Genomic DNA, 25111 nt, shown 5'->3' on the forward strand with positions numbered 1-25111 from the left:
GGCGAGGAAATCCTTGACCGCGCTGCTTTGCGGCCCAAGATCTCCCCGGCCGCCGCAGTACAACTCGAACTCGGCCCAAGACCACCGGTACTGCGAGATCCTTGACTCTGTGTAACCAAGGTCGGCCAGAGCGTCCGCCGCTCGCGCCACCGCCTCGTCGACTGATATGAGCATCTTGTCGTCACCTCCATGGAAAAACAAACCAATGAAGACCACAACATAGGACTGCTCGGGTTATCCCGAGCGGCAGGACCCGCGCACCGCGCCGACCAGCCCGAACGCACCAAACCCGGGATAACTAGATCCACCTGATAATCCCCGTAATCCCGAACTAGTGATTACCGGGAAGACCCACGCTCAGGAGGCGGTCCTGGCCGCGAACCGGTTGGCGCAGCTTGTCCCGGTGACCGGCGACGACTACCGCGAGTACCACCCCGACCACCCCTGGCTGGCGGAGCACGCTCCGCTGGAGATGCCCGCCGCGACCGCGCCCGTTTCCGGAGGAATAATCCGCCTTGCCCTGGACCATGCTCTGGCTGGCCGGTATTCGGTGCTGTTGGAGGGCACCTTCCGGGACCCTGCCATGGTGACCGCGACGGCCGCCCGGTTCGCCGGCGCCGGCTACCGCGTCGAGGTCGTCGCGGTGGCCACCCCCGCCGCGGAGTCGCGGCTGTCGGCTCAGCGGCGGGCCTTGGGCGACGGCGGCCGGTTTGGCCGGTGGACCCCGCCTGGGGCCCACGAGGCTGCTCTGACCGGATCGCCGCTGGTGGTCGCTGCGCTGGAGGAAGTGCCGGCCGTCTCCAGGGTCCAGGTCTACTCCCGGCAACGTCTCCTGTATGACAACGAGCGCGGCGCTGGCGGCGCCTGGCGCGACACCCCGCGAGCGGCCGAGGCTTTGCGCGCCGAACAGGCCCGGCCCCTGACCGCGGCTCAGGCCGCCGGATGGCTCGCCCGCTACCACGACGTTTTCAACGACGCCAGAAGCCGGCCCGGCTACCTGGGGCCCGCCACCGTCCCGGCCTACCGGCTCCTCCAACAAGACGCCGCCTCTTTGATACCCGTCGCGGGCGCTGATCCGAAGTCCGACTTGGCGGCGCTCCGGCGCGAGCACAACCTCCGCCAAGCCGTCCTCGCGCACTTGGCACCCCCACATGCGGAGGGGCGGCGCCGCTCCCGAACTAACCGCTTCCCCCGCCCCCCGAGCCCGCCGCTCTCCTCTTGGAACCCGCCGTCGCGCCAGCCGCCTGGCCCCCGCCTATAGGCCCGGCGCAACCCGGCCCACGCAAGACCCGCGCCCCTCCCCGCCGCGTTCTCCATATCGCCGCTTGGCTTTCTGAATGAATTGAATGGACGTATGCTACCTTGGGTAGTTGCAACTACACGAGCAGACGGGGCTTGGTTGAAGGGCGGCGTGATCCTGTTCCGGGGTTCCGGCGCGGACGCGCGCCGCTATCTGGAGTCGGACCGGTCCCGCGCCGACGACTACTACCTTCAGGGCGGCGCCGCGCTGGCCCGGTTCGCGGCCGTGGGCGCCCGCGGGGAGGTGGCCACCGCGGTGACACTGACGCCGGAGCGGTACGCGGCGTGGGTCGAGTGGGCCGACCCGCTGACCGGCGAGTCGATGGGCCGCCCCCGCCAGGCTGGCGCCACCCGGCAGGGGTCGCCCCGGTTCGCTGAGATGGTGGTGAACGTCCCGAAGTCGCTGTCGGTGGCGGCCGCCCTGCATCCTGCGGTCAGCGACGCTTTGGACGCCGCGATGGACGATGCCGTCTCCCAGATCCGCTGCTGGCTCGGCCGCCGCACGGTCACCAGGGTGGGCCCCAGGACCGCGCAGGAGGTCGTGCCCGCGGAGCAGGTCCAGACGGTCGCGGTCTCCCACAAGACCTCCCGCGCGGGCGACCCGCACCGGCACATCCACCTCCAGATCGGAGCCCGCGTCAAAGCGCTCGGCGGATGGCGCGGCTTGGACACCGCTGCGCTGTTCCGCCAGCAGGGCGCAATACGGGCGCTCGGCGCCGCGGTGATCGCCGCCCACCCCGGCCTGGCGAACGCCCTCGACCAGGCGGGGCTGACCCTGGACCCGGCCACCGGCGAGGTGGTGGAGCTTGCCCGCTGGAACACGCTGATGGGCAAACGCGGCGAGCAGGTCGCCACGAACCTCGCCCGGTTCGAGGCCGCCTGGCGCGCCGCCCACCCCGGCGAGGAGCCGGGGCCGGTCGCACGGGCCCGGCTGCACGCGATGGCGTGGGACCACGAGCGGCCCGCCAAGAAGCCCGCGTCGCTCGGAAGCGAGGCGGCCTGGCTCGAAGAACTGGAGGAGGCCGGTTACACGCCGGACATCCCCCAGGCGCCGCCGATTCTGCCCGTGTCGTTGGACGACCTGCGGGTGCGGGAAATCGCCAGCCGGGCGCTGGACCGGTGCGCGGCCGCCCGGTCGGCGTGGACCGCGCACGACGTGCGCGAGAAGGTGGCTCGGATCGTCACCGAGGCCGGCGTGCGCGCCCGCCCGGACGAGTTCGCCCAGTTCGTCGACATCGCCTCGGCGCTCGCGATCCAGGATTGCGTGTCGGTCCTGCCGCCCGGTCAGGCGCGGCCGGAGCATGTGGCGCACCTGACGACGCTGCACGTCATCGGCGCGGAGACCCGGCTGCGTGACGCCCTGGCGGCCCGCGCGGCGGCGAACCGGACGGACGCGCCGGAGCCGTTACGGGAGGCGGGGTTGGACGCGGACCAGGCGCGGGCGGCCGCCGCGGTCGCGTCGCGCGATCCGCTGGTCGTGGTCGTGGTCGAGGGCGCGGCCGGGGCGGGCAAGACGACCATGCTGGGCGCCGCTATCCGCGCCGCCGCGCTGGACGGGCGGGCGGTTCGGGTGGTCACGCCGACGAAGAAGGCGGCCGATGTCGCCGCCTCCGAGCTCGGGGTGCCGGCGGACTCGGTCGCGGCGCTGGTCCACGCGCACGGGTGGCGGTGGAACAGCGACGGCGCGTGGCGCAGGCTGGCGCCAGGCGACGCCGACCCGGCCACCGGCGCCGTTTACGGCGGGCCTCCCGTAGCGGCGCGGCTGCGCCCGGGAGACCGGATCGTGGTGGACGAGGCCGGGATGCTGGACCAGGACGCCGCGCTCGCGCTGCTGGCGGTAGCGGACGAGGCCGGGGCTGGTGTCGCGCTGGTGGGGGACCGGGCGCAACTGCCCGCGGTGGGCCGCGGCGGGGTGCTGGACATGGCGGCGTCCCTGGTCAGCCGCGTATCGGACCTGGAGGGCGTGCACCGGTTCGCGGACCCCGAGTACGCGCGGCTGACCCTCCAACTGCGGGAGGGGCGCGACGCGGGGGCGGTGTTCGACTGGTTGGACGGCATCGGGCTGGTGCGGCTGCACGGCGGCGAGGAGGCGCTGCGGGACGCCATCGGACGCGAGGCGCGCGGCGGGGCTGTCACGGCGGCGACCAACGACGAGGCGCGGGAGCTGAACGCGGCCGTGCGCGCGGAGCGGGTGCGGGCCGGAGAGGTGGACGATTCGCGGGCGGTGGAGGGCTCGGACGGATTGCGAATCGGGAGCGGCGGCCTGATCCAGACGCGGAGCAACGACTCGGCGCTCGGGGTGGCGAACCGGCAGGTGTGGGTGGTACGGGGCGTGTCGGACGACGGGTCTTTGCTTGTCGCCGAGGCCGGTTCTGGGTGGAGGCGGCCGCGGGAGGTTGAGCTTCCCGCCGGGTATGTGCGGGAGCACGCGCATCTGACGTACGCGGCGACGGCGTACGGGGTGCAGGGGGTCACGGCGGCCGAGTCGGACACGGTGCTGTCCGACGCGATGGGCGCGGCCGGGCTGTATGTAGGGTTGACGCGCGGGCGGGCGGCGAACCGGCTGCATGTGGTGGCCGCCGACCTGGCCGACGCGCGGCGGCAGTTCGTGGACGCGTGCGAGCGGGACCGGGCGGACCGGGGGCTCTCTGCGGCGACTGTCGCGGCTGGGGAGGCTGTTGTTGGGCTTGTCGCGGACGGAGCGGCCGCGTTGGTGAACCGGGAGCGGGCGCGGCTTGTTCATTTGATCGAGCACGCGGAGGCGCAGGCTGAGCGGTGGGGGCGGGCGGCTGAGGCGGTGCAGCGGCTGGAGTCCGCGCATCGGGGCGAGCGCGAGCGGCTTGGCGCCGTGCTGGCGGCGGCGCAGGAGCGCGCTGCGCTGGCTCGCGGCCGGGAGGCGGCGGCGCTGGCCGAGCAGGCCGCCGCCGATGGCGTTGCCATGCTGGAGGCGCGGGGGCGGACCTGGGCGGCGAGCGCCCAGAGAGTCGGCGCGGGCCGGATCCGGCGGCGGGCGAAGGAGCGCGACGTGGCTGCGGCCGCGCGCGACTGGCAAGAGGCTGAAAGCTTGGTTCTGTCTCGGTGGGGTTCTGTGCCGCAGACAGCCGAAGCCGTGCCGGAATGGGCAAAGGCCGTAGCAAACGCGCAGGCCGGGAGCGAGCCCCAGGTCGCCATGGCCGCCCAGGGGGCCGAGAGCGCAAGCGCGGACTTGCGGCGGCTGGAGGCGTGTCAACTGGAAGAGCGGACCGCGCTTCGGCACCGGCTCCTCGGCGGCTCGCAGTCCCGTGAGATCCCTGCGGCCCACGCCCGCAGATGGGCCGCCACAGACCGGAACGCGCGCGGGGACCTCGCGCGAATCGAGTCATTGCCCCCCGACCAGGCGGCGGCCTGGTTGAGCGAGCGCTCACAGCCGATGCCGCCCGCGCCGGAGCAAGAGACGACGATGCACTTCATGGATCGACACCGCATTCGACCTGAGCCACAGCACGCGTCGAAACCCGACGTCATGCGCATATGAGTACCGACGGATCTTTAACACGTGATCTGCCAGACTGGAGTCATGGTCACCCGCGAAGCCGTAACCCTCTTGAGTGGAGGCTTCGACAGCGCCCTCACGCTCTCTCTTCTCTTGGACAGCGGTTGGGCTTCTACTGCCCTCTTCGTGAATTACGGGCAGATCCCGGTCAGGGATGAGCGCGCGGCTAGCCGTTCCTTGGCCTCCTACTTCCAGGTCGAATGGCGTGAGACCGTAGTGCAAGGGATCCAAGCAACCCCTTTCGCAGAGATCCCAAGCAGGAATGACCTGCTGCTGTCCATAGCAGCAGCGGCTTGCCCGCGCAGATCATTGGCTATTGGGATTCATGCTGGAACCGACTTCCTGGATTGCTCGGTTCCGTACGCCCGCGCTTGGCAGCACCTGCTTGACGCGCAGTTCAATGGCGTCAGACGGATTCTTGCCCCTCTCATAAACATGACCAAGGCTGAGGTATTGGCCCTGGGCAGCAAGCTCCAACTGCCGACCTTCCTCACCTACAGTTGTGAAGACCAGGGTGGTCCTTGCGGTGTCTGTCGATCCTGCCGTGACTCATCTCAGGAACCAGGATGATCGCTCGCAGCCGCCTTTTGCAGTTACGGAGCGGGAGGGCTGTCAGGACTCCGCTGTTGGTCCCGAGTCTTTCGAGCAGAGGCTTTGGGCTTCGACCCGATGGCATGTCGGAGGTCGCTACAGACTTCCAGGTCGTAGGGCCCACTCTCGCTGACACCCTGCTCGTGTCGGCGTACGACATCTTTTGTAAGCTCCTTCCTCAGACTGACGAGATCCTCGGCTCAACACACTGGCGAACGGCTTGGGCCCTGCCCTCAATCCTGTTCATAGACAGCGGGGGCTACGAAATCGCTGGAAGCAGTGCGGATCGATCAGATCTCGGTTCATCGAAAGATCCAGTCCACACTTTCACCCGGGCCAACCATCGCGAAGTTCTCGGGCAGATACCTGCGGAAAGAGACGTAGTAGCCGTGACGTGGGATCATTGCCCCTCCGACGCCGAACCCCCGCCCTACAAGGAACAGGCATTCGAAGCCGCAGAGCTCGCCGAGTTGTGCCCATCCTTCCTCGTAGACCTCCTGCTCAAACCTCCCGGACGCGAGAAATTCCACGATCCGACCCAAGTTCTGCACGCAGCAGACACGTACCACGGTGCCAGCCTAATCGGGTTCACCGAGCGGGAACTCGGCTCGTCACTCAAGCAGCGAGGGGCCGCGCTGTCGCAGATCCGTTCCGGTCTCGACGATGCGGGCGTCTCGCAGCCGATCCACGTTTTCGGCGTTCTTGACCCGGTGCTCGTTTCTTTCTATTTCCTTTGCGGCGGCGAAGTCTTTGATGGGCTGACTTGGCTTAGATACGGGTATAAGGACGGCATTGGTGTGCATCGTGACGCCGCCGCGTTATTGCGCGGCGATCTTACGTCCGACTCGCCTACGCGAAGCGCGACGACACAATTGGCATATCTGGCCGCGCTGCGGCACCTTAGGCTGCGGCTAATCGCCTTTACGGAGACGGCGGAGGATTATTCGTTGCTCGGCGAGCATTCCGCAGCCATCAAGCACGCGGTTACTTCCATACCACCGTTCAACGAAAGGGGTTAGAAGCATGGGAGGGAGCGGAAGCAACTACGCTAGTTCAGTGCCAGCGAACATAGATCCGGCGGCGATCCGCGTACGCGCCGAGCAAGAATTGCGCCGCCAGGAATCAATCATTGACATGAATGCCTTCTTGGACGGACTACTCGCCAGATTCAACGCGCGCGATACCGAATTGACAAATCGTCGGCTGGAAGAAATTGTCAGCGCTCTGAATGCTGCAGGCATCGAGTCTGATCGTCTTCTCTTCGGGGGGAGCGTTGCAAGACACACATTCGTAGACGGCCTTAGCGACATCGACGCTCTTGTCATCATGAAGGAACGGCCCGGCTCTTCGCCGAAGGACCTCATAGACGACTTCGGCACTGCTCTCCGTAAGCACTTGCCCGCGTCGATGGTCGAAGGTGTGAGGGTCGGGACGTTAGCTGCGACGGTTTCATTTCCGGACGGCACCGAGATTCAGTTGCTACCCGCGATCGCGCGGGGCGCCGATGCTCTGATCGCATCACCGGACGGATCAGAGTGGAGAGCCATCAGACCGCGGCGGTTCGCTAAGCAACTCACGTCGGTCAATCAGGCCAACGGCGGAAGAGTTGTCCCGACCGTAAAGCTTGCTAAGGCTCTGCTCCAACTAAACCTGCCCGAGCGTGACCAACTCTCGGGGTACCATGTTGAGGCGATAGCCGTCCGGGCCTTCAGCGCATACGCTGGCCCAACCCGTCGCGACGCGATGCTTCAGCACCTGGTCTCTACCGCTGAAGAGGCCGTCCGGAGACCACTCAGCGATGTAACCGGACAGTCGCCAAGCGTTGACCAGTATTTGGGCCCGGCGGGATCGCCTGAGCGGGAACGCATCGCGGCATCCCTTCGGCGGGTCAATGTCCAACTGAAGTCCGCCTCATCGGAGGCCGCGCTGAGGGAGTTGTTCGGTGAGTAGCCAAGCTTCTGGTGGGACCGGCGGCGAGGCCGGACTGTCACCCGGTGCCGAGGTCAATTCCCAAGATCCTCCCATGCTCGCCTGGCTCAAGGATAAGGGCCGGGTCGTCGACTTTATGCTCTCAGCCCACGCCGCGCTCCGAGATCGCTACAGCAGACTCGCTACCGCTTCGGTCTGCGTCATCCTTGCACTATCCGCAATCAGTGCCGCCCTAGCGTTCGCTCCAGGTAATCCCCGCTTGGCCGCGCTTCTTTGGGTGCGCGACCTCGACTTGCCGCTAATCGCTCTAGCAACTCTTGTCTTTGTCCTCTCGCTGCTCGATTTAGTTTTCGATTTCAGGGGGCGGGCCGCGAAGCATGCCGAGGCCTCGCGGCAGCTAGCAGCGCTAAAACACGATTTTGCGACGGCGGGTCACGCTTCCGAGGCTCTGCTCCTCCGCTACTCTATGGTCACCTCGTCCATCGCGCCAATTCCCGAACGGCAGTTTCTTCGGCTCAAGGAAAAGCACCTTTTCAAGATTGAGGTGAGCAAGACGCTATCCCGCGTACACGGGATTACGCTCAGGCGCGCGAGGAAGCTCGTTCGCGCGAGAGGAAGAAATCTGCTAGATGATGACTAGCCCAGCGCATGCCCTGCCAACCAGTGGTGATATCTCGGACCTTGAATTGGCGCGAGCCTATTTGGTCGCGAAACGTCAGGTCGTGGCAGCAGGCTATGCTGCAGAAATTGAGTGGCAGTGCAGCAGGGTTGTTGGCACAGTTACTCGCGAAGCTTTTGTTAGGGAAGCAACTTGGGTCGTGCTCTCATCTGGGTTCCGCGAATCGGTGGTCGTACGAGTATTCCCGCACATCGCAGACATTGTCACACGACTGGATTCCGTGGATCCGGATTCTCTGGAAGTCGACAAGGGCCGCGCATTACTATTGTTTTGCAATCGGCGGAAAATCGACGCCATCTTCCGCATAGCTGAGCGAGTATTCGCCCTCGCGGAGCGAGAGCTCATAGAAATTCTATTGCGATCTCCGTTTGAATTCATTAACGACCTTCCCTACATGGGTCCGGCCACTTCCCGGCATCTTGCCAAGAACCTGGGTATCCCCGTTGCGAAACCGGACAGGCATCTCGCTCGATTGACGCTCATCACAGGCAGGGAGAGCGTCGACGCACTCTGTTCGAGCGTAGCGTCGTTCGTGGGAGATTCTGTGACGGTTGTAGATCTGGTGCTATGGCGCTGGTCGGTATTGCACCTTGACAGATGCACCGACCCTTCGTGTAATGGTCTCCCACACTGGTGAGGCAGCTGGCGCGAGATGCGGTCGGTGCGTCGCCTATTCTGCGGCGACTGGTTCCAGCGGGTGCTGACTGAGCCGCGCAACGCGATGCGCAAGGAATTAAGGCCGAAGGCGAGGAAGCCAGTCCCGGCGGCCCACTGGCAGAGGCTGGGGGTCCGCCGTAGACTCGTCGCATGAGTGTGGATGTGGAGGCGGCCGTGGCGGCGATTCTGTCTGTCGATGACCTCGATGAGCGTGCGCTGGTGGTGCAGCGGCTCGAGCGGAGCCTCCACCCTGACGCCGATGAGGATCTGGCTGCCGTCCGAGCCGCTTGGCGCGATGAGATCAATGCCCGCGTCGATCAGGTCTTGAACGGCGAAGTCGAGCTTGTGGACCCGGAGGAGACCTACCGGCTGCTCAGTGCCGAACTGGCGGACATGGGCCGGTGACCGTCCGCCAGCGGGAGCATCCCGAGGCCCGCGCCGAACTCAGGGCCGCGGCCCGGTGGTATGAGAGCAGGGAGCGCGGAGTCGGGCAAAGGTTCCTGGACCAGACGCGCCAGGCCCGGCGGTCAGTCGTGGTGTCTCCCGGGTCGTGGCGCAGGCATCCGGACTGGGAGCGCGACGATGTGGTTGTCCGCGTGCGGAGCGTCGCGAAGTACCCCTACGACATCGTCTACTTCGCCACTGGGGAGGAGATCGTCATCCTGGCCTACGCGCACGAGAGCCGGGAACCGGGGTACTGGAAGCACCGCGTCGACTCCTGAGCCGCGCCGAAGCCGATCACCCCAAAATCACCCCCCGGACGCACCGAGTGGCCCGCCAGACACCCAAATGCCCAGGTGAACCGCCTGAACCCGGCCGCCGAGGGCGTTCGGGACGAAGAGGTCGTGGGTTCAAATCCCGCCACCCCGACTGTGCAGGGCTCTGACCAGCGGAAACGCTGGGCCGGGGGCCCGACACGAAGTGTTTAGGCGGTCAAAGTGTCCACTTACTGTCCACTTTGCTTCGAAAGGAGCGTCCGAATCTAGCGGGATTCTGACGGTCAACGGGTACCCGTTGGATGCGCCCAGACCTCAGTTCGCCTCTGGAACCTCGCGCAAGGGCCTGAGTCGGTCGACCACGCCCATGAGATCCGTAATGGCATCGGCCAAGTCTGTTGGCGTATGCGGGGCATTCGCGGTCCCGGGGTGATGAATTGAGTGGCGAACGTACTCGGGGCGAGTCACCTGATGGTCCTGGCCTTTCCACCTGCGAGTCTTCCACTTCTGGAGCCCCTGCTGCAACAAGAGATCGCCCACGTGTTGGTTCGCACTCGTGGCATGGTCCTGAGCCAACGAATACAGCTCGTCAAGGAATTCGTCGCTGGGGATTCCGAAGGCTCGGTAGTTGATTTCTCCCCATGATGGCCTACCTGTCCGGCTCACGCCCATCGCCTCTTGGACGCTTACCTCTGCGTCGACCCCCTTGCCGACGAAGACTATGACGCGATGAGACTCTGCATCGTAGTGCCGCAAGAGGTACGGAGAATGAGTAATGAGGAAAAGCTGGTCGGTCTTGGCTATAGTCGTCAATGCCTCTCCGAGTTGGAGTTGCGCCCGAGGGTGAAGCCATGTCTCCGGCTCATCTATCAGGAGAATGAGCGGAGTGCCAGACTCCCTGCCCCCACGGTTTACTTGAGCCAACACCTGTATCAGAGCGAGGGCAAAGGCGCGTTGCATCCCGGTTCCTTTGATGGTGAGGTTGGTCTCCCCAGCTCCGTCGTCGACGAACAGCTGACCGCCCTTGACCAGCGTCGCGGCATCGGGCGGGGCAAAGTCGAACCGGACCTGGGCTTCTCCATATTGATTGCGGACAACAGCAGCTATTTGCTCGGCTATGGTATCCATGAGTACAGCGAGCGATTCGCCACCGCCTGCGAACGCCGCTCTGTGGGCCTGCAGAAAGGTCTGCCAGATAACGGTCTCCTGGAATCCTTTCACCTGCGCGTCAATGATCTTGCCCAGGATTTTCGTCGTTCCGAAATCAGCCACATCACCGAGTACGGTGTCCGCCCACACCGGCTCGAAGTCGATGAGGCCTTTGATCAGCGCGTCTATACCTGTTGGGTTCTCGAACTGCTGGGTAGCGGGGTTCCAGACAGGCAGCTTCTTGCCGTCAAGCTGAACGTCCTTGCCAGACTGCTTGACCGAACGCTGCAACGGGCTGCGCTCGACACGAAGTGTTGACACGCCGTCAACGTCGAAAACGAAGTCTCTGAGCTTCTTGTACTTGTCATCACCGAGCACCTGAGCTAAGTTGTCGCCCGCGATGTCCGCCTCGACTCTCATGGCATCATCGGCATCATTGCAGGTCAAAGTGTCGGCCACGCGCCCAATACCCATCAAGTAGGTGATCGCCTCGAAGACACTCGACTTACCGCAGTTGTTGTCTCCTACGATGCAGTTGAGTCCGGGAAAAAACTCGAACGTATGCTTTCCCCGGAAACTCCTGAAGTTCTGTAGGGTGAGACGTCTCAAGTGCATTGGGGTCCTTTCGGATTGATTGAGACTGAAACGGGACGCTAGCCACGGCCGGTTGCCGGCTGCTGGGCGATCACGGTGTCGTACAGGCCGTAGTGGGTGAGGCCCGGGTGAGAATCCAGGCCGGTATAGGAGAGGCTCGCGTCTTCGTAGCGGCGGAAGGCGAAGACGGCTTGATTCATCTGGGCGGCATTGAACACGCCGAGGTTGACCAATAGCTCGAAGTCGGCGGTGCTGAGGCCCGTGACCGTGTGGAACAGATCGGGTTCAATCTTGGTGATGACATCCTTGAGGGTGTTCTCGCGGTAATCCGTGAGGTACATGAACGCGGGTATCCTCGTGGCGAACTTGATCAGTTTCTCTTGGATTAGCTTCCGCTTGGACTTGTATTCCTTCTCTTCGGCGGCGAGTTCGTTTTTCTCATCCTTGGTAATGTGGTCGCCCTTCTCCTTCTTGGTTTTCTTCACGGCCTCGCTCTTGGAAACGACGGCCTCGATGACAGACGCACCGAGTGCGCGGAACCCTTCGATATTGAGGATGGCTTCCATCGCTTTCGCGTCCTTCAAGATGCGTTTGAGTGTCTCGTTGTCCACGTTGACCAGCAGGGCAGACTCCCATTTGCGGGCCAGCAGCGTCGCAGAGGTTCCGGCCATGGCGAAGTCCAGGATGCCGCCTGCGTCCACTTGGACCATTTGCGAGCCGTCGTAGGCCAACACGGGCAGGAAGCCCACGAGTTCGCCCACGGCCTTTTCGGGGTTCGCTTCATCAGGTGACAGGCCAAGGCCGTAGTCGGCGACTTGCCGCAGCGCCCTGGTCGGTGCAAAGTCGAAGACGAAGCACACTGGCTTGACGACGAGTTCAGCCTTGGGGTCGTCGCCGTCCGGGTTGACGATGGACCACGGCGACTGGACGCGGAACGCCGCCTGGAAATAGGTTTCCGGCGAGGCGAGGTTGCGCAGCATGAAAATCGAAGACCATTGCGGGACCGTGACGCCGGTGGTGAGCTTGCCGCAGGAGAGCACGATTGTTTTGCTCTTGAAGCCGCTGCCGATGGCTTTGCGGACGGGTGGGAGCGCGGCCAGTCCGATCCCCGCGCCCGTGCCAGCGGCCACCACAACCTCGTACTCGTGGTAGAAGACGTTGTGTTTCTCCGCCAGCAGGTTGCGCATGGCAAAACAGGAGGCGACGTTGGGCAGGAACCAAAACGAGTGCATCAGGTATGGCAGCAGCCGCGCGTCCGAGTACGGGAACGGCGGCTTCTGATTGCCGAGTTTCAAGTTGTCCACCTGGGTGGGCGCGTAGGCGCCCCGGATGATGTCAAGCCACTTCTGCACCTCGGTCTTGTGTACGAAAACGCTGGCCTCGCGCGTGCCTATGGCGGCGAAGAACTCGTTCAGGTCGAATTCGGCGAATTCGCCTTGCTTGGCGATGGCAACTAGTTCGTCGGGCATCTGGTACGTCAGAAGCCGCATTTCCGGTAGGGCCGCGTACGGGTTCTTCTCGCCAGGATGCTCAACTGCCCAACGTTCTTTGGCCCGCTGCTCATCTGTGTAAGTCCAGTTGAAGATCTGTTCTTCGATGAATTCTCCGGTGGCTATCGCCCTGAACGGTGTGCCCGACAGGTAGAGGAAAGCCCGTGCCTTTATGGGGAGAAAATCGGCTTCGTCCGACCCTAGTTCGTCCAGTTCTTCATCGAACGCCGCCAAGGCGTCGTTGTATTCGGCAGCCACTTCCTTCTTCGCCTCGGCTTCGTCCTCCCCTTCGAATAACTCCTTAGCGCTTTCCCGCCACGCGCCGAAATGATACTCATCGAAGATCACCAGATCCCAGTCATGACTGTGAATCCACTTGTTCTTGGCCTTTATCAAACCGGTCTGCTTGTCGCGGCCGAGCAAGTCTTGAAATGACCCGAAATACACCAGGGGCCTCTCCTCGTCGAGTTCATCTATCCCGACTGAACCAGCACTGGCCGAGACGAACTGCCACTGGTTGAACGCTTGGTGCGATTCGAGGTCCCGCTGCCAGGAGTCTTCGACGGCGGGCTTGAAAGTGACGACCAGCACCCGCCCGGCCTTCAGTCGCTTGGCCAGGTGGTACGCAGTGAAAGTCTTGCCGAAACGCATCTTTGCGTTCCACAAGAAGCGGGGTACCGCTCCCGGGTCCTCATCCCAGATCGACTCGTAATAGGCCAGCGTTCGCTTGACAGCGAGTTCCTGCTCCGGCCGCAGCGGGAAGTTCAGGTGGTGGGTGCCGCTCAGTTTCTGCCCGGAACGCAACTCCGCGATCGCCGTCTTCACATCGTCGGGCTTGCAGCGCACCCATTCGCGAGCCGAACCGATGGTCGGGTTCTCAAACCCCTTCTCGACCAACCGTCGACGCACGTCGGAATCGGAGAACGGCGTGCCGTCGTCGCGCTCGGCCAACTCGTCCACGTGCAGCTTGTAAGCCTGCTGCATCTGTCCTTGCGACTCTTGGATCCGCTGGTTCACATCAGCTTTCGTCGTCTGCCCCACCTTGATCAAACCCTCATAGGCAGGCGGCGGATCGTCTGGGTTCCAGGCATAGACCCGCAGCCGAGCCTCAGGCTTGGCGGGGAACAAGGCTTCGATGGGCTTAGCCATATTAATCCGCCTCGCCTTGCTGGGGGGCGTCCATTGGCTTCACTGTCTCCTCAATGAAGGAAATCTCGTCGTCCGCTAACTCGTAGCGCGCGTACAGGCTTGCCTCGTCCCAAACCTGGTCCATCGGGAGGTCCGGTACGAACGAGTAAACATCGCGAGTGGCGTGCTGGGTGGCTTTGCGCAGAGAGATGAGGAACCGCACGAACCGCGTGCGCAGGTAGGCGGCATACCGCTCGGCCTCTTCGCGAGAACCAAACCGGCCTGCGACCAGGTACGTCTCGGTGCATGCTTCGCCGGGCCCAGCAATGATCGGCTTGCTCAGGAACATCGTCTCAACTGCGGCGCTGGTTCCCTGGACCGCGGTGGTCAGCACCTTCCAGTCGTCCACCCATTCACGCTTCGCTGGGATGTCCACATCCTCGATCCAGGCAATTCTCTGGTTCGCGAAAAGCCTCACAGGCTTCTTCATGCCGACAGGCGTGCGCTTACCTTCGTAATTGGTCGCCAACCCGAAGGGCTTTCTGCTGGACACGCGGGCATCCAACGTCGGCTCGCCGCGCGCGTTGACCTTATGGAGGATCGGCACGGCCTCGTTACGCCGGACGAGCACATCGAACTCGTCGAGGTAACGTCGGGTGGGCGAACCGACGGGCTCGCTGTCCCACATGGTCTGCACCCTACAGGGGCCGTCATGATCTCGTGACCAAAGGAAGTGGGACACGCCGCCACGAATCTTCACCCCAGGGAAAGCGTCGAAAAGCTTTGGATAGTCGACCAGCGCGGCCATGCGGTGGTCTTTCAGCATCTCGTCACGGAAATCGTCCAGGCCCTTGCCCCCCGCGAACCAACGCGACGGGGTGATCATGGACAGGAAGCGCGGCTCCAGTGCCTTCGCGGCCCGGACGAACAGTTGGTAGATAGGTCGCGCGCTCGTCCCGTAGCCACCGTCCTCGAGTTGGTATGGCGGGTTGCCGATGATCACGTCGAATTGCATATTGTCTCCAAACGCTTTCGCTACCAGGTCGGTTGGGCTGTCGGTGTGGATGAGCGCGTAGGCGTGGCTTTCAAGCCCAGTTGGGCGGTCCAGCACCTTCTGGCTGGCCCCGCAAAATGAGCATTTTCCATCCACTGTCACCTCAATGGTGTTGCCCTCACCGTCCGCTGTCACGATTGTCTCGTGGCCCCCGACCCAGGTGTGCTGCCGCGGCTCGAACCAGATGTTCCCCGAATCGTCGTTGAACCGGCGGCAAATCGAGTGTCCTTGGGACGCCCATTTCGAGCAGTAGACCGAGCGGCGCGCCAGCAGGGCCGTGAGTTCTGTGATCGCGATGCCAAACACCTGCTTTGTCAGGACGTGATTGACGCGGCGTTGCAGGTCAGGCATTTGTGACTCAAGTCCGTCGACTAGGCGCTTGGTTATCTCACGCAGGAACACTCCTGACTTGGTGAACGGATCGAGGAAAGTCACATGCTTATCCGCCCAGATGTTGTCGCCCCGGTGGCTGCCTGCCCAAGCCTCGGCGATCCCGTCCAGCATCTGATTGGCGACGTCGGGAGGCGTGAACACTTCATCGTTCGACAGGTTAGCGATACAGGTCAGCACGTCTGGGTTGCGGCCCCGCAGCGACAACACTGATTTCTCAGCCATCGGCCACCTCCAAGTAGGTCATCGGCGGGTATTCACGGTTCGGCTCGAATATGGCCGCCCTGTCGACGCCGCTGAACAGAGTGTCCTCGCCCGCTGAAGACATCTGCGCGAGAGCGTCGTAGCGGAAATCGCGCCGCCAGTAGGTGCCTTTGCCGACGTAGGACCATTCCGCGACGACGATGGGGGCGCCTGGGTCCGGACAAGTCCTCATAGTCAAGGCATCGGCCCAGATGATATTGGCTTCCAGGACGGCACGGCCGGCCCGCCTCCAACCGTCATCTTCCGCGACGAACTGGGTGAAGACGCCCAGCAGGTTGTCCCGGCACTCTGTCACATTGTCCTCCAACAGTTCGATCCCGTACAGGCTCATCATGGCGAGCAGAGCGTAATGCTTGCGCTCGAAATCATTCTGGCCGTAGCGCGCCTCCACGGCAGTGAGCTTCCGGCGGAGGACGGCGACCAAGAAGTTCCCGCTGCCGCAGGCGGGCTCGAGGAACCGCGAGTCGATCCGCTCTGTTTCGGACTTCACCAGGTCCAACATCGCTTCGACGATCTCTGGCGGGGTAAACACCTCGCCATGGTCAATCACGCGCTTGCGGGACTTGATCAGCGACGCCACCGGACAGTTCTCCTCACTGGACTCTTGATCTGGGGTTACCCACAGAATTGTTCCACCTGGCGGCGGCAGATGCGAGCAATCGCGGAGTCCGGCCTCGTCGTACCTGCTACCGCGTGGCAAGAGTGAGGCCCGGATGCCCTCCGCGCAGGACCGGTGGCACATCAGACCTTGCCGTCCGAGCACCCGGTTGACGCTACAACCCAAGTGCCGGAAGCCTGTGATCGGGCTGTGACGCGGCAGGCGGGAAGAGCCGGGCAGGTCGGGAACTGGTGGCGGGGTCAATCATCTGGCCGACGCGTTGGTGGTATACCCGCTGTGCCGTGTTGGTCGACGTTGGGCCGAGGGGCTCGGCGGTGGTGATTCCATACATGTCGCGGTAGGCAGCGACGGTTCTGGCGGTTTGGTGCCAGCGGGCTTGGGAGTGGTAGCCGCCGCGTTGTTCTGGGCACAGAGCGATGATCCAGGGTTCGTTGGCGCAGAGGGCTCGCCGGACCAGGTGGTCGGCGCGTGCGGTCATTCGGCGTTCGCAGTCGGCTAGCGCCTCGCGGAATTCCTGGGGCAGGCGGCCTGGCGAGGCTGCGGGGACGAGGCCCAAGATGAGGCGGCGGTTTGCGACGCGGGCCATTCCGGTCGCTTGGGCGCGCAACTGTTGCCGGCTGAGGGGGTTGGCGCGGCGGATGGTTTCGTACTCGGCGGCCAGTTGGGCTATCGACTCCCAATGGTCGTGTTCGGCTTGTTCGGCATGGTGGGCGGATTGCTCGCCGGATGGGCGGCGCAGCACTCCTTCGAGCACTTGCCGCGCGGTTTGAGCGCTGTCCGGGTTCAGCGCGTCGGTCTCTTCAGCCGGGCTGCCGGTGGCGACGTAGCAGGTGTTCGATTGGCGTCCCCTGGTCATGGCTACGTAGAAGGTCTCCGGCGATGATGACGCCCCTGCCAGGACGTGGGCGGTGTCCACGGTGATACCTGGTGAACGATATGACGTGGTGGCGTAACCAAGGTCGAGTTGGGCCGCCGCATAGGCGGCGGGCAGGACCACGGAGGCGCCGCGCTGGTGGCCGGCGCGGCGGACGGCGACAGATCCGTCATCCAAGATGCGGGTGATGGTCCAGCGGTCGCCGTTGCGGACCCTGCCGATCTTGCCCGCGCTCAGGCGGTGGTCGTTGCGGCGTGTGACCACCACGTCACCGGTCGAGGCGTGAGTTCCATCCGCTAATCGGATGCTGCGGGTGGGATCGACCAGGCCGGCGAGGATGCGGTCGTTGCGGGCTTGGCGGTTCAGGTCCGAGACGGTTTGGTTGTCGTCAGCCACGAGGATGGACGCCAGTCCGGCGTGGGTGTCCTGGTTCCAGGCCGCGTAAGCGGCTTGGCGCATCTCATCTGCGGTGCCGCCGTTGACGCGCCCGTGGTCCGAGTACGCCGCGAGAGCTTCGGGGTGGCCGAAGCGCAGGCCGAGGCTCGCGGTTCCTTCCCATTCGCCCAGGAAGCGGTGGATGTCGGCGAGTTCGGGTGGGTCGCCGCGTTCGCGGGCGAGGAGCTGGAACGCGCCGCCGGCTTCGACGGCTTGGAGTTGCGCCCAGTCGCCGACCAGCACCACTTTGGCCCCTGCCTGGGCCGCCAGCGCGGTGAGCCGGTCGAGGGTGAAAGTGCCGCACAGGCTCGCCTCATCAAGGATCACCAGTTGGCCGGGCCGGAAGGCCGCCCTCGCCCGGTCGTGGTCGGCCAGCCATTTGGCGGTGTTCTCGGTGGCTATACGCAAGTCTTCGCCGAGGGCGGCGGCCGCGGTGGCCGATGGCGCCAGGCCCACGACCGACCCCCGGCCCCGGTTGGCCTTCCACGCCCGCCGCAACACGCCCAATGCGGTGGTTTTCCCGGTGCCCGCCGGCCCAACAAGTAGGTCCACAGACAGGCCGGACACGGCGATCCGTTCCAACGTTTCTATCTGGTCTCCGCCTAGCACGATGCCGTCCCGGCTTGCCTCGGTGGTCGCCGCCTGGACTGCCTCCAGGCTGATGACAGGGGCGGCCAATGACCGCGAGCGCTCCAGCAGACGCTCTTCAGCGGCGTAGAGGGCTTCGGACGTGTACAGCGCCGAGTGCTTGGGGCGCAACCGCGAAGAGCCGTCGGCGCGCCGCAACGCTGCGGGGGTGAGCGGTTCGCCGGGCGTTAGGCGGAGCGAGGCTTGTTCAGCGGCATCGGCGATCATGGTGGTGACGGTCTCACGGTCGCGCGCCGAGGCGAACCGCCAGTCCATCGTTTGGCGGGTGGCTTCGGCGAACAGGTTCCAGCGCCGCCAGGTCGCGCGCCTGTCCGCCACCGCCGTCATGACTTGCCAGCCGACCTGGGAGATCATGTCGAGGGGCACGTCATCGGACCGCAGCATCGGCTGGCGTGCTGCGCCGGTGAGCGCGGAAGCGGCCCAAGCGGCTGGGTCGGCCCCGAGCAGCGCTGCGGCGCGGTCGCGCCACTCGGCGGTTAGTTCGGCGAGCGAGCGAACCTGCTTGTCGGGGCGGGTGACGAGGGTGGCTTGCTGGCGCAACGCGAGTATGACCCGCTTGGACGGGTGGCGGTGGTGTTTGGCCTGGTAGTCGGCGATGAGCCCGGCGGTTGCCAAGTCGATGTCGCCCGCGCGGGACGAGAACTCCGCGGTCAATTCAGGTGGGACGGCGGCAAGCTCCCAGGCCGGGTTGCGGTCGCGTCCGCGCTCTCGGCGTTCCCAGCCGAGCCCGAAGTCGCGGCTGAGGATGTCAGCCAGGAACGCGTTGTAGTGGGCCGACAAAGCGACCAGGGCCTGATGGACGGGCCGCCCGTCCAACGCCCGCCACCTGCCGTCTGCGACCGTTTTCGCCTTCGCTGAGACCACGACGTGCGTGTGCGCCTGGGGGTCGCCAGCCCGCGAGTCGTAGTGGTCGAACCAGGCCGCGGCGACGCCCGTCACCTCGGCCTGGAGCACCGCGCCCCCGGCGTCGGTCTGGGTGGCGGGTTTGGTGGCGCCGGTGCGGGTGGCGGCGACTTCCCGTTCGAACAGGCCCATCACCTGGGCGACGGCTTCGTGGTGGGCCTGCATGATCAACTGCTGGGTTCCGGCGTCGGCCAGGCCCCACAGCACCGACACGGATTTCGGCGGCGAGAACGTCAGGTCGTAGCCGGCGCAGGCGTGCCGGGTCGGCTTGGCGTGTTCTTCGGCTTCGATCCGCGCGGCGGCCTGATCGGTCTGGCCCGGCGCGGTGGCGGGGTCGAGCGCCGCCAGGCGGGCGGTGATCCGCTCCGCAGCGCTCGGGTACTTCGGGTAGGCGCGGCCCAGCGCCGCCGCGGTCAGCGGGTCAGGCCGTGGCCGAGGAGCAACTCCAGGTGCTGTTCGGTGACCTGCTGCCCGCGCGTGAGACCGATGCCGTCCAGGCCGTTTCCGTGCCACCGCCCGGGCGGGCTTCCCGCCTCCGCGTAGTAGCGGGTGAGCGGGGACGACAGGTCGCGGTCGCCATCGCCGGCCGCCACTGTCTTCAACAGGTAGCGGTAGCCGTCGCCGACGTGCATCACCCGCATGGAGACAGTCATGGTGATGCCGGCGGCGTGTCTGGGGCGTGGCGCTGTTGAAGCCTTGGCTTCTGCAAACAGTGTGGAGTCAACGGGATTCCGATAGGTCGGGGAGCCAGGTCAGGTGCCTGGGCAAGGGCGGCACCCCCTGGGGAGGCAGCGGGACAGGGGGAAATGGCGGCTGCGTGGCGACCCGCTGGGCGTCGATCCAGGAGTCGAGATCAGTTCTCTTGTACTTGACGAAGCGTCCCACCACGATGAACGCGGGACCTTTCGGCGGCTTCGCGCAGCGCCATTGGGCGAGCCTTTGGCGGGGCACGCCAAGGTATTCGGCGGCCTGGTAGGTGGACAGCAGCGGCGATACCACCGGCAGTGGTTCCATCAACCCTCCATGTGCGTTGAGAACACACGACGTGAGTGACGCGTGTCGAAGCATCAACGAAACACCCAAGATGGTCGTGTTGTCACGACACTAGATGGCGCGCTACTATGTGGTCATGACAATACAAGGGGCGCCGTGGGGCGCCCGGTGGTCCGCCGACATAGGCCGGAACCTGGGCAGAGCGCGCCGGGCGGTGGGGCTGACCGGCGAGCAGCTGGCCCAGAAGACCAAGCAGATCGGGCACGAGGTCACCAGGTCGGTGATCGCCAACATCGAGACCGGCAGGCGCGAGGCGGTGACGGTCCAGGATGTCGCGGCTCTGGCGGCCGCGCTCGGCATCCCGCCGGTGATGCTGTTGTACGACGTGGCGGGCCCGAGGGTGGCCGCGCTGCCGGCCGTCGAGATGGACGCCATAGAGGCAGAGGAATGGTGGTCCGGCCACCATGGTGCCGGCCTAGTACGTCTGGACTGGGACTTCAAGGCGAGTAACAAGCTCCAGGAAGAGTGGCTGGCCGCGCTGAACTCCAAGAGGGGGTTGTTCCGCCTTGAGCGGTCCCTTGAGGCGGCGATGGACGAGTGGTTCGTCGCGGAGACGAACCAGCAGATCATGCCAGGGGACGAAGCCGCCGCAGCCGAGGCTCGGATCAGGACGTACGCCGCCACCGAGATCGCCCGGACCTTGGTGCGCATGGTGGGCGGCGACATCGGCCAGTTGACGGAGCAGTCCAAACGGACAATCGGAATCCTGGCCGAGCGCGACCCGTCCGTCCTCGAAGCCGCCAGGGGCGGTTGACATGCCCCGGCCGCTGCTGGGCGTGGGACGCCGCGGCGAGATCACCTACACGCGCCTCGAACCGGGCCGGTGGACGGCATCGGCCTACGTCCGGGACCGCGACGGCGCCAGGCGGCGGGTCAGGGCGACTGGCCCAAACCGGACCCGCGCCCGCCTGGCGCTGGAGGACAAACTGGAACTCAGGCCCTAGTTCGGCGGCGACGCGATCAGCGCAGCGACCACGGTGGCCGATCTGGTGGACCTGTGGCTCGACGAGCGCGCCGCGTCTGAGGGCCTGGCGCCGCAAACTTTGGACCGGTACAGGACTCTGGTCGATAACCACATCAAGCCCGGCGTCGGCAACCTGCGGGTCGGCGAGGCGACCGTCGGCCGCTTCGACCGGTTTCTGAGCAAGACCGCGAAGAAGGTCCCGACACAGGCGCGGCACTGCCGGACGATCCTGAGCGGCGCCCTGGCCATGGCCGCCAGGTACGACGCGATCAGCGTCAACCCTGTCCGCGAGACCGCGACCATCGCGAAGAAGAAGAACGAGGTACGGGCGCTCAGCGTCGAAGAGTTGGCGGAACTGCGAGGCGTCGTCGCGCGCTGGCAGAGCGGGCTCGACCCGGCAAGCGGCGAACCGGTCAAGCACACCGGGCGGCCGCGTCCCACGGACCTGTTGGACCTTGTCGACGTGCTGGCAGCGACCGGCGCGCGGATCGGCGAGGTCCTCGCCTGCGCTGGGAGGACATCGACCTCGACGCGGCGCCGCCGACCGCGACCATCAGCGGCACCCTGGTCTACATCAAGGGTCAAGGCCTCATCCGGCAGGAGCACCCCAAGACCGACGCCGGTTGGCGGACCGTGGCCCTGCCCCGGTTCGCGGTGGCAACGCTGCGGCGGACCCTTAACGCGCAGACGCCGAGCGAATCCGATGTGGTGTTCCCGTCCGCCGCGGGCACCCTGCGCTCGCCGGCCAACTTCCGCCGCCAATGGCGCGAGGCGCGGCGCGGCACCGGGTTCGAATGGGTCCGCCGCACTCATTCCGCAAGACCGTGGCGACGCTCCTGGACCGTGAGCGCACCACCGCCGATGCCGCCGCCCAGCTTGGGCACTCCAGCCCTGCCGTGACCAGAACCCACTACGTCCAAAAGGCCCACCAGGCGCCGGACGTCACGGACGTGCTGGACAAGCTTGGGGCGTCACCCCAACTTTGATGAGCAGGGCGGGAAGGGGCGCGTTCACCATTTGGAGCCTCTGTCCGTGGAACCGCTTCGCGCAGGTTTGCGGTGATCAGGCCGCGTAGATCTGGTCGAGCCAGGCGTTGACCTGTCTTACCGCCTCCCGCATGGTTAGGCGCAGGCCGGCCTGTGCCGCGCCTTTGGCGAACCCGACCTCCCAGTGAGGATAAGCGGTCAACCGGGCAGGCCACGGTCGACCTGGCCGTCCGAGGGCTTCTGCCTCAGCCATTCGCGCGGCGAAGATGTCGGTGACGGCCTCTCGGATAGCTGCCAGCCGCGGCTCGCCCGTCTGGCTTATCAGATCGCGCATGAGCAGCAGGTCGACACCATCCCTGGGACGGTCGTTGAGGAACTCCGGCGGATCGTGAGGATCGGTCGCCGCATGCACCTTCTGTGCCACCTGGTAGCGCATCGCCAAGCTGACAAGCCGATCAGGCGTAGGCAGGCCGAAACCAGCCAGGCTCGGCGGGGGCAATTCCTCGGCCACCGCGCCGGCGAGGCCTTCGTCGGGCGAGATCTCCACCTGGATTCGCCGCCACGTGACGCCGCTCAGGGTCACCGCAACATCGAACCGCCGGGGTTTGGCGGCCTTATGGGGGACGTTGATTGTCTCCACGGGTCCACGGGTCAAGACGAGCGGACCCCACGGCTCTTCAAGCGCGTCGTCCACCTGCCGGATGAAGCTGTCCAGGTCGCCGGTGACCAGGCCGTCCAAGTCTTGTGTGGTGCGGCTCATGCCCGGAAGCCGGTATTGCAGCATGGTTCCGCCCTTGAGCAGGAACCTGGTCCGGCCCGCCTCGTCCACGGCGCGCTGCAGCGCGGCGGTGACGACGGTCGAAGCCACCAGCCAGCCGAGGCGCGACCCTCCCGAGCCGAGGCGTTCTTGGGCTTGCGTTATCCATGCGTTCAAGACCCGAGCTGAGTTTGGCCGCTTGTCCTTCGGCCTCAGCAGACTTAGGGCGGCGGCCAGGTTCACGGGATCAGCGGTTGCCATCGCGGGCCTCCAGTTCCGCAGTCAATCGTTGCTGGTCGGCCGGGCGGAGCAGGCTGGTGCGCCCGGCTCGTTCGAGGGCCTGGCGGATCAGGTATGTGGGCACTTCGGCGTCGATGCACTGGCGGATCGTGGTCGGAACGTTGGTTACCCGGATACCCCGCCACCACGCCAGGTCGCCGCTGGCCAGGTCTTCATGGTGGACCACGTACGAGCCGGCGCCGGCTCGGCGCAACCGGCGCCCCTTGGCCACCGTCAGGTGGGTTCTGTCGGGGTTGATGTCAGTGATGTCCCACGCCATCAGAGCCGTGTCGTGGCTAAGGCACGCCTCGGGCGCCCCGGTCCACAACACCGCCAACGCGTACCGGTCCGAGTCCGTCTCCGGGACTTGCGGCACCCGGTAAACACCGTGGGCGACGCGGTCCAAGCGATCACGGGCAACCAGCTTGGACAATTCCGCGTGCGTGACGCCCTCGCCCAACGCCTGCGCCGTGGTGACGAAGCCGTGCTGGTCCATAGCGACCTCGCGCAGACGCTCCAACTGGGTCCTAATCACCGCCATGTCAATACCTTACCAAAATGTCAAGGTTCTGACAGGTCGGCTCTGCGCGGGACGCCGCATGGGACAGACCGCTTCGGTAGCACCGCGGCACGTCACGCCAGTCTTCTGACCGCCCGGCCAGCCGGGTCGATGTCCCACAGACCCACCGCGGACAGCGGGTCGCCGGAGTGGTACCCGACTATGGCAAGGCATTCCACCCGCGTTTCGCCGATGACCGCCGACTCGGGACGGTGCATGTGGCCGTGCAGCGACAACAACGGTTGGCCCTCCTCGATCAGGGCGCGGATGTTCTCATCGCCCGTCACGCCGAAACGGCTAACCTCTGACACCCCCGTTGGCCAGTCGTGGGCGATGAGAACCAGGGCTCCCTGGGCCAACGCCTCACCCGCAGCGGCCAACTCGGCGGGTGTGTAGTGCCCGGCGCGTTTGCCCACGGCCGCGCGAGCCTTGCCCTCCCCGGCCTCACGGAACGTCCTGGCCCCGTGGATGCCGGATAGGAAGGCCACCTTCAGCCCGTCGATCTCGGCTATGCCGGCTCGGCCCAGATAGGTGACATTGGGACCCCACACGCCGCCACCGCCGACCAGGCCGCCGTTGGCGTCAAGCGCCGGGAAAGGATCATGGTTGCCGGCGATGAAATACAACGGAGCCGGGAACACGATCTCGCCATCAACGACCTCGTGGAAGTCGCCCAGCTTGCGGTACTTCGCCGGACCCGGCACCAGATCGGCCTCGGCCTGAGTGCGTTGCGGCTCGGCGTCCCCGACCTGGAGGATCGCGCTCAACTCGCTCGCCGCAACGCCTGCCTTGGCGCAAGCGGCGTCCACCAGCGCCAGCGCCTCGCGCCAACGCCCATGCACATCCCCAACCCCGGCTATCAACACGACGCCAAGCCTAGAGACACTTACTGACAATCCCTGACGCCCGCGTTGTGGCCGTTCGCGTTGGATGATCCCAGCAGGCACCGCGATCGGCGTCTGACACCCAGCCGCGCTGGCGTGGGCGGATTGAAGGACTCCGCGCTAGGCGCCCTACTCGGTGTCCACTTACTGTCCACTTTCAGCCGGAAACAACCGTAACCGGCGGCATACGCTGGAACTTGCCCAACGGCATCGTACCTGGTCAACGCGATAATCTGAGCCGCGGTGAGGCCTCACGGAATCCCTGAACTCACTTGAAGAGGTCGTGGGTTCAAATCCCGCCACCCCGACTTGCCAAGCCCCTGACCAGCGGAAACGCCGGGTCGGGGGCGTTTGTTTTGGCCCGGATCCGGGGTTTGGACCGTATGACAACGGGCACGGCCCGCATTTGGCGGCGCCTCCTCACAACTCCGGGCCGCTCTGGCGGGGCGGTTTGGGGGCCACTTTCGGGGCTTGGTATTCGGCTTGGCGGGCGGCCTCCATCGGGTCGGCGACTTCGCCGAGGCGGGAGGGCCAGAGGCGCCCGTAGACGTCCAACGTCATCGCGGCGGAGGCGGCCGTGTGCCGGTTATGAGGCCGGCCCCATAAGCTCCAAACCGTGGCGACGTTGCTGGACCGCGAGCGCACCACCGCCGATGCCGCCGCCCAGCTTGGGCACTC

General features: G+C 65.5%; 22 protein-coding genes and 1 pseudogene. 12 read left to right on the forward strand and 11 right to left on the reverse strand.

The window, feature by feature from the left end; genetic code table 11:
* Positions 1-334 precede the first annotated feature (334 nt).
* From LBC97_07515 to LBC97_07550, 8 genes are all read left to right on the forward strand, one after another.
* Positions 335-1261 (forward strand): zeta toxin family protein, encoded by a 927-nt coding sequence (locus tag LBC97_07515; protein ID MDR2565894.1) that lies wholly within the window; start codon positions 335-337, stop codon positions 1259-1261.
* Between the two features lie 150 nt (positions 1262-1411).
* The gene (locus LBC97_07520) at positions 1412-4813 is read left to right on the forward strand and encodes an AAA family ATPase (GenBank protein MDR2565895.1); all 3402 of its coding nucleotides are present in this window, start codon (positions 1412-1414) and stop codon (positions 4811-4813) included.
* Positions 4814-4855: 42 nt separating this feature from the next.
* Complete coding sequence (locus tag LBC97_07525; GenBank protein MDR2565896.1) at positions 4856-5401, forward strand: 7-cyano-7-deazaguanine synthase; 546 nt, start codon at positions 4856-4858, stop codon at positions 5399-5401.
* Between the two features lie 410 nt (positions 5402-5811).
* Positions 5812-6441, forward strand: coding sequence for a hypothetical protein (locus LBC97_07530; GenBank protein MDR2565897.1), 630 nt, complete (start codon positions 5812-5814; stop codon positions 6439-6441).
* A 37-nt stretch (positions 6442-6478) separates the two neighbouring features.
* Positions 6479-7372 carry a nucleotidyltransferase gene (locus tag LBC97_07535; protein MDR2565898.1) on the forward strand — a complete coding sequence of 298 codons (894 nt, stop codon included), beginning with the start codon at positions 6479-6481 and terminating at the stop codon, positions 7370-7372.
* 73 nt (positions 7373-7445) lie between these two features.
* A complete protein-coding gene (locus tag LBC97_07540) occupies positions 7446-7991 on the forward strand; it encodes a hypothetical protein (GenBank protein ID MDR2565899.1) in 546 nt (181 codons plus the stop codon).
* Positions 7992-8837: 846 nt separating this feature from the next.
* On the forward strand, positions 8838-9092 hold the full coding sequence (locus LBC97_07545; protein MDR2565900.1) for an addiction module protein: 255 nt from the start codon (positions 8838-8840) through the stop codon (positions 9090-9092).
* On the forward strand, positions 9089-9409 hold the full coding sequence (locus tag LBC97_07550) for a type II toxin-antitoxin system RelE/ParE family toxin (GenBank protein ID MDR2565901.1): 321 nt from the start codon (positions 9089-9091) through the stop codon (positions 9407-9409). Before LBC97_07545 ends, LBC97_07550 begins: the two co-directional genes overlap by 4 nt.
* Positions 9410-9718: 309 nt before the next feature.
* Here the strand turns inward: LBC97_07550 and LBC97_07555 are convergent, their stop codons facing one another.
* From LBC97_07555 to LBC97_07585, 7 genes and pseudogenes are all read right to left on the reverse strand, one after another.
* The gene (locus LBC97_07555) at positions 9719-11167 is read right to left on the reverse strand and encodes an ATP-binding protein (GenBank protein MDR2565902.1); all 1449 of its coding nucleotides are present in this window, start codon (positions 11165-11167) and stop codon (positions 9719-9721) included.
* Positions 11168-11205: 38 nt separating this feature from the next.
* Entirely contained in the window at positions 11206-13785 is a 2580-nt protein-coding gene (locus tag LBC97_07560) for a DEAD/DEAH box helicase family protein (GenBank protein ID MDR2565903.1), read from the reverse strand.
* A 1-nt stretch (position 13786) separates the two neighbouring features.
* Positions 13787-15433 carry an Eco57I restriction-modification methylase domain-containing protein gene (locus tag LBC97_07565; GenBank protein ID MDR2565904.1) on the reverse strand — a complete coding sequence of 549 codons (1647 nt, stop codon included), beginning with the start codon at positions 15431-15433 and terminating at the stop codon, positions 13787-13789.
* The gene (locus LBC97_07570) at positions 15426-16052 is read right to left on the reverse strand and encodes an N-6 DNA methylase (protein ID MDR2565905.1); all 627 of its coding nucleotides are present in this window, start codon (positions 16050-16052) and stop codon (positions 15426-15428) included. The genes LBC97_07565 and LBC97_07570 overlap by 8 nt, the downstream gene beginning before the upstream one ends.
* 193 nt (positions 16053-16245) lie before the next feature.
* A complete protein-coding gene (locus LBC97_07575; GenBank protein ID MDR2565906.1) occupies positions 16246-18255 on the reverse strand; it encodes an AAA family ATPase in 2010 nt (669 codons plus the stop codon).
* Positions 18256-18495: 240 nt separating this feature from the next.
* Positions 18496-19583: pseudogene (locus tag LBC97_07580) on the reverse strand (relaxase domain-containing protein).
* An 88-nt stretch (positions 19584-19671) separates the two neighbouring features.
* On the reverse strand, positions 19672-19965 hold the full coding sequence (locus LBC97_07585; protein MDR2565907.1) for a helix-turn-helix domain-containing protein: 294 nt from the start codon (positions 19963-19965) through the stop codon (positions 19672-19674).
* Between the two features lie 115 nt (positions 19966-20080).
* On the opposite strand from LBC97_07585, the gene LBC97_07590 reads away from it, so the two are divergent.
* Genes LBC97_07590 through LBC97_07605 form a run of 4 tightly spaced genes read left to right on the forward strand, consistent with a single transcriptional unit; the run spans position 20081 to position 21954 of the window.
* A complete protein-coding gene (locus LBC97_07590; GenBank protein MDR2565908.1) occupies positions 20081-20758 on the forward strand; it encodes a helix-turn-helix domain-containing protein in 678 nt (225 codons plus the stop codon).
* A gap of 1 nt (position 20759) precedes the next feature.
* A complete protein-coding gene (locus tag LBC97_07595) occupies positions 20760-20948 on the forward strand; it encodes a hypothetical protein (protein MDR2565909.1) in 189 nt (62 codons plus the stop codon).
* A 33-nt stretch (positions 20949-20981) separates the two neighbouring features.
* Positions 20982-21815 (forward strand): hypothetical protein, encoded by an 834-nt coding sequence (locus LBC97_07600; protein ID MDR2565910.1) that lies wholly within the window; start codon positions 20982-20984, stop codon positions 21813-21815.
* A complete protein-coding gene (locus tag LBC97_07605) occupies positions 21793-21954 on the forward strand; it encodes a hypothetical protein (protein ID MDR2565911.1) in 162 nt (53 codons plus the stop codon). Before LBC97_07600 ends, LBC97_07605 begins: the two co-directional genes overlap by 23 nt.
* Positions 21955-22030: 76 nt before the next feature.
* Here LBC97_07605 and LBC97_07610 read toward each other — a convergent pair whose 3' ends face one another.
* The 4 genes from LBC97_07610 to LBC97_07625 form a co-directional block, all read right to left on the reverse strand.
* Positions 22031-22972 carry a nucleotidyl transferase AbiEii/AbiGii toxin family protein gene (locus LBC97_07610; GenBank protein MDR2565912.1) on the reverse strand — a complete coding sequence of 314 codons (942 nt, stop codon included), beginning with the start codon at positions 22970-22972 and terminating at the stop codon, positions 22031-22033.
* The gene (locus LBC97_07615; GenBank protein ID MDR2565913.1) at positions 22959-23531 is read right to left on the reverse strand and encodes a type IV toxin-antitoxin system AbiEi family antitoxin domain-containing protein; all 573 of its coding nucleotides are present in this window, start codon (positions 23529-23531) and stop codon (positions 22959-22961) included. The genes LBC97_07610 and LBC97_07615 overlap by 14 nt, the downstream gene beginning before the upstream one ends.
* A gap of 92 nt (positions 23532-23623) precedes the next feature.
* Positions 23624-24415, reverse strand: coding sequence for a metallophosphoesterase (locus LBC97_07620; GenBank protein MDR2565914.1), 792 nt, complete (start codon positions 24413-24415; stop codon positions 23624-23626).
* A 438-nt stretch (positions 24416-24853) separates the two neighbouring features.
* Positions 24854-25111: hypothetical protein (locus LBC97_07625; GenBank protein MDR2565915.1), on the reverse strand; the 258-nt coding region annotated here is incomplete at its 5' end.

Source organism: Bifidobacteriaceae bacterium, from assembly GCA_031281585.1.
GTDB lineage: Bacteria > Actinomycetota > Actinomycetes > Actinomycetales > WQXJ01 > JAIRTF01.

Bases quoted from the DNA above. Each gene is read 5' to 3' on its own strand.
- LBC97_07615 (MDR2565913.1), bottom strand. From the start codon at position 23,531: ATGGCGGTGATTAGGACCCAGTTGGAGCGTCTGCGCGAGGTCGCTATG.
- LBC97_07590 (MDR2565908.1), top strand. From the start codon at position 20,081: ATGACAATACAAGGGGCGCCGTGGGGCGCCCGGTGGTCCGCCGACATA.
- LBC97_07545 (MDR2565900.1), top strand. From the start codon at position 8,838: ATGAGTGTGGATGTGGAGGCGGCCGTGGCGGCGATTCTGTCTGTCGAT.
- LBC97_07565 (MDR2565904.1), bottom strand. From the start codon at position 15,433: ATGGCTGAGAAATCAGTGTTGTCGCTGCGGGGCCGCAACCCAGACGTG.
- LBC97_07540 (MDR2565899.1), top strand. From the start codon at position 7,446: ATGCTCGCCTGGCTCAAGGATAAGGGCCGGGTCGTCGACTTTATGCTC.
- LBC97_07595 (MDR2565909.1), top strand. From the start codon at position 20,760: ATGCCCCGGCCGCTGCTGGGCGTGGGACGCCGCGGCGAGATCACCTAC.
- LBC97_07555 (MDR2565902.1), bottom strand. From the start codon at position 11,167: ATGCACTTGAGACGTCTCACCCTACAGAACTTCAGGAGTTTCCGGGGA.
- LBC97_07525 (MDR2565896.1), top strand. From the start codon at position 4,856: ATGGTCACCCGCGAAGCCGTAACCCTCTTGAGTGGAGGCTTCGACAGC.
- LBC97_07575 (MDR2565906.1), bottom strand. From the start codon at position 18,255: ATGATCGCCGATGCCGCTGAACAAGCCTCGCTCCGCCTAACGCCCGGC.
- LBC97_07585 (MDR2565907.1), bottom strand. From the start codon at position 19,965: ATGGAACCACTGCCGGTGGTATCGCCGCTGCTGTCCACCTACCAGGCC.
- LBC97_07610 (MDR2565912.1), bottom strand. From the start codon at position 22,972: ATGGCAACCGCTGATCCCGTGAACCTGGCCGCCGCCCTAAGTCTGCTG.
- LBC97_07560 (MDR2565903.1), bottom strand. From the start codon at position 13,785: ATGGCTAAGCCCATCGAAGCCTTGTTCCCCGCCAAGCCTGAGGCTCGG.